The organism is Shewanella sp. (assembly GCF_051658185.1).
Taxonomy (GTDB): Bacteria; Pseudomonadota; Gammaproteobacteria; order Enterobacterales; family Shewanellaceae; genus Shewanella.
The window spans coordinates 1-3,800 of the sequence record NZ_JBOFMC010000318.1 but is presented as its reverse complement, the minus strand read 5'-3'; the positions used below and the strand labels follow the sequence as shown (position 1 = coordinate 3,800).

The 3,800-nt window shown below is 49.5% G+C and carries 3 protein-coding genes and 1 pseudogene; all 4 read right to left on the bottom strand.

Annotation, left to right across the window (positions count from 1 at the left end):
* A pseudogene (locus ACRCZA_RS12105) lies at positions 1-259 on the bottom strand (hypothetical protein); the annotation flags it as partial.
* On the bottom strand, positions 256-567 hold the full coding sequence (locus tag ACRCZA_RS12100; protein WP_438674683.1) for a DUF485 domain-containing protein: 312 nt from the start codon (positions 565-567) through the stop codon (positions 256-258). The gene ACRCZA_RS12100 and the pseudogene ACRCZA_RS12105, both read right to left, overlap by 4 nt.
* A 108-nt stretch (positions 568-675) precedes the next feature.
* Positions 676-1,302 (bottom strand): 3'-5' exonuclease, encoded by a 627-nt coding sequence (locus ACRCZA_RS12095; RefSeq protein ID WP_438674682.1) that lies wholly within the window; start codon positions 1,300-1,302, stop codon positions 676-678.
* A 34-nt stretch (positions 1,303-1,336) separates the two neighbouring features.
* Entirely contained in the window at positions 1,337-3,121 is a 1,785-nt protein-coding gene (locus ACRCZA_RS12090) for a putative nucleotidyltransferase substrate binding domain-containing protein (RefSeq protein ID WP_438674681.1), read from the bottom strand.
* Positions 3,122-3,800 lie beyond the last annotated feature (679 nt).

Here is a 3,800-nt window from a genome sequence, read left to right as displayed (position 1 = left end):
CCGCTGACATATAATCCCCCGCAATGGCTAAACCGTTTTGGAAACCGGTGATCCGCCCGCCTGCCGCATAGTAATCGGATGCCGAGCGGTTGCGTTTTGATGCCCAGTAAGTGATTGCCAACGTTGCCGCGACAAAGATTAGGAACATTACAATAGCAGCAATATTAAGGGGTTGACGTTGCACTTCGCCAGTCAGCGCATCGGCCGCCAGCAAAGGAGAAGAAGCCAGTGAGGCTAGTAGCAGCAATTTGCCTTTCATGATTGCACTCCGTTTATAATTTTTTTATTGAGTTCATCAAATTCGCCGTTGGCGCGGAAGACATAGATACCTGTTAGTAAAAAAGAGGCGAGGATCAACCCGACCCCGATAGGGATCCCACGGGTGATCGATGAGCCTTCGGTCAGCGGGGTGCCAAGCCACCCGGGGGCAAAGGCGATAAGTAAAATAAACGCTAAATACATCCCTAGCATGATAATAGAGAGGGTCCAGGCAAAACGCTGGCGTTTGCTGACCAACTCCTGGAAGTTGGGATCCTGCAGGATCCTTTGATATTGTGGCTGTTCCATTGCAGTGCTCCTAGTGACAGGTTGTCAGTGGTGGTTGGCGGAGTAAAGTTTGACGGGCGTCACATCTGCCCATGAATGAAATGTGAATCAATTGTTGTAAACGGACAATTAGACTTTGGGATAACCTAAGGCAGAGCCTTGAGTCAGGCTAAGGTAAATCAGTGCCGCAGTAGTGGCATCGCCAAGGGCATCATGTAATGGCAACTTAGGTATGCCAAGATGCTGGCAAATACTGGCCAAATGTAAATCAATCACGGCATCAGGGTAGCGCTGGTAAAGATGATCATGATAAAGCTGGCTGACTTCGATTGCGCGATGCGCAAGGGTTAGCCCCCAAAGGCGCTGACAGGCAAGATTGAGGATCTGCAGATCGTAGCCAATGTGATAGCCCACCAAAGGTCGCGGACCAATAAAGGTTAATAATTGGCGCAGCGCCGCTTCGAGTGGCAGCCCTTGCACAAGATCGACATGGCGCAGTCCATGGACAACCACGGATTGCGCATTCAGGCTGATGGGCGGCAGCACTTTGATGGAAAGGGCTTGGCCAGTCAGTAGCCTATTACCAACGATATGTACCGCGCCGATGGAGACGATTTCAGCTTGCTTAGGATTGAGGCTGGTGGTTTCAAAATCGAGGGCAACCAGTTCCCCTTTGATGGGCTGGGCGAACAGCGGTGCAAATTCGCTTTCGCGAAATTTTCTGCCATACCAATAGCGTCGCCATTGCTGCCACATATTATTTCCTTAGGTCATCAGAGCGTGATGGGCATCATTGCCTGACGCGAAAGTGTACACCAAGCCATTGCTGGAATTTTTTTACCTGCTGCAATGCCTGTCGCAGCATGTCCCGCTCACCGTGGCCGAGCTCAGGCACCGCAATGATCCCTCCGGCGCCCTTGAGCTGACTGTGTAAGCGCAGGCGAATAAAGAGTCGAAAGGCTTCCGATAAATTGGCACCAAATTCAGCGCTGAGCCTTTCCTTGGCAACCAATGCCTCTATACGTCCGAGGGTGGCGGTGTCTTCAATGGCGTTTTCGAGTGCCAATATACGGATCCCATGCACCAGTGGGAATAAGCCGCCGCGTTTAAGGTCGAGCCCTTGCGGCTTTTGCTCGAGTCTGCCAAACAGGGTCAGTGGGGTGTCAAAGGCCACGGCCGCTCTGACCATGTCCGCGAGGAGATCCTGACGCTGCGCTAATTGGCTGCGAAGCTCGCGAGCCACTGGCGCAAGTAAGCTGCGATCGCCTGCAATCGCTTGGGCATCAGCAAGGGTTGCCAGCCACAGCAGTTGCTCTTCGCGAGCAAAAAGGCAGGCTTGAGTGATAGCGCTTTGCCATTGCTTGACGGACTTGACCCAAGCGGGATTGCTCACCATCACTTGTCCGGGGCAAAGGGGATAACCGAGGCGTTCAAGTAGTTGGCTAAATGCTTGAAGATCAGCCATTTGGGTTGGCCACTCACAATGTTCGGGGAGAATGAGGGCATTGTCCTGATCGGTTTTTAAGATTTGCTCGCTACGCCCCTCCGAGCCTAGCATCAATAAACAGACCTTATCTTGTATTGCAGCGGGGATCACTAGGCTGAACGCTTTGGCGATCAGTTGCTCGTTGATGGTTGCGATGAGTTTCATCAAAAAAGCGGTGTGGATCCCTTGGGCGAATAATGCGCGCGTCAGTTGTTGTTGCTCGCGAGCCACCTCCTCGAGAGCCGATTCCGTATTGGCCCTTGCAATACGCAGAGTTAACACATGGGAGTGGGTTGAAAACAGGCCCAATACGTGGGTTAAGTGCAATATGCCTGCGACCTCATCGCCTCGCCAAATCACTAAGCGCTTAATGCGATGGCGAGTGAGCAGGAGCAGTGCATCAAAGAGATAACTGTCCAGCGCAAGCCCGATTAGCGGCTCCGGGGGGAGCACGCTTAATGGGGTGGTTAGCGGGAATCCTTTTAACGTTAACGCATGGAGCAAGGTTTTGCGGGTTGCCAGTGTTAATTTGCCATCTTGAGTTGGGTAGAGCAGGCAATCGGTGCCCTTAGCTGCCATAGCTTCGGTGGCACTGAGTAAACTGAGGTTGTTATCGACAATCAGTGCGGGTTGCAGGTGCTCAGGGGCGATGCGTGTCAGAATAAATTCAGCTAAATTTTGTTGGCCAAGTTTGCTGCGTTGCCATTGCTGCTGTTGCTCCGCCAGATCCGCTGTAAAGTAATGAGCAAAGCGAGGTTCTTGCTGGCACAGCTTAAGAAAACCCTCACGGGGGATCAATTGGCAAAGCGTATCTTCTAGTGCGGTAAAACTGTGGCGACAACATCCGCTAAATTGGGCTTCTATATCAAACAAATCATCGACGCCGTAATCACCAATATGCTGGTGTGGTGCACTCTCTTCAACGGCCCCCTTGATGATGAGGTACAGGCCTGGTGGTTCATCCCCAGCTCGCAGTAACACTTGGCCCGCGCGAAAATAACAGATCGAGAGTTGTTTGGAGAGTTGTTCGCGCGCACCATGCGTTAAGTGGTTAAATGGGGGGCGACTAAAATTAAATAAGGTGGACATCTTAGTATCCCTAGGGCGTATTGATGTTTAAGTTTTTTAGCCAGAGAGTCGGTTAGTGACCTTAAAAGTGCCATGACGCAGCTCTTATCCCCCTGTTTTTAATACTATCGCCATGCTGGCTTTTAGGGGAAGAATTTATCCGTAGTGACGCTGACGACAGTGTCGCAAAGGCAATGCTACCTGACTAGCCGACTTTAGTCTTAAGCCCTATTCAGGCTGGTCGTTATGCCTTACTTGTGATTAATTTTTTATTTTAATCAAATTGTTATTTGCTAGCGTGGCGGCGAGCTTGGCCTAGGCCAAAGTGTTTTAATTGGGCGCCACGGTTCAAGCGGATACAGCCAACCTTACCCCGCTTAATACCTCATCATAAAAACGGTATCACAAAAAATTCATCACGTTTATTTTACTTTAAAAACATATATTTACTCGATTTTTTATTAAAAATGACTTCTTTTTAAGGCCGTATTGCGCATTTTTTGTTTCCTTGACTATACTTCTTTTGTCAAAAAATTGACGTATGACGGGAAATTGACATGCGAGCTAGTAGAGTACGGAAGCTTCTTAGTTTTTTTATTAAAACTCAATATTTTTTAATATGTTATCTCGTATCTTCATGCTTTTTTCTTGCTGCTGAAGATTTAAGTCCTATCGATGAATTGGCTATCGGTGGTAATCG

Coding starts and splice junctions, on each gene's coding strand:
- ACRCZA_RS12090 (WP_438674681.1), bottom strand. CDS start 3,121: ATGTCCACCTTATTTAATTTTAGTCGCCCCCCATTTAACCACTTAACG.
- ACRCZA_RS12095 (WP_438674682.1), bottom strand. CDS start 1,302: ATGTGGCAGCAATGGCGACGCTATTGGTATGGCAGAAAATTTCGCGAA.
- ACRCZA_RS12100 (WP_438674683.1), bottom strand. CDS start 567: ATGGAACAGCCACAATATCAAAGGATCCTGCAGGATCCCAACTTCCAG.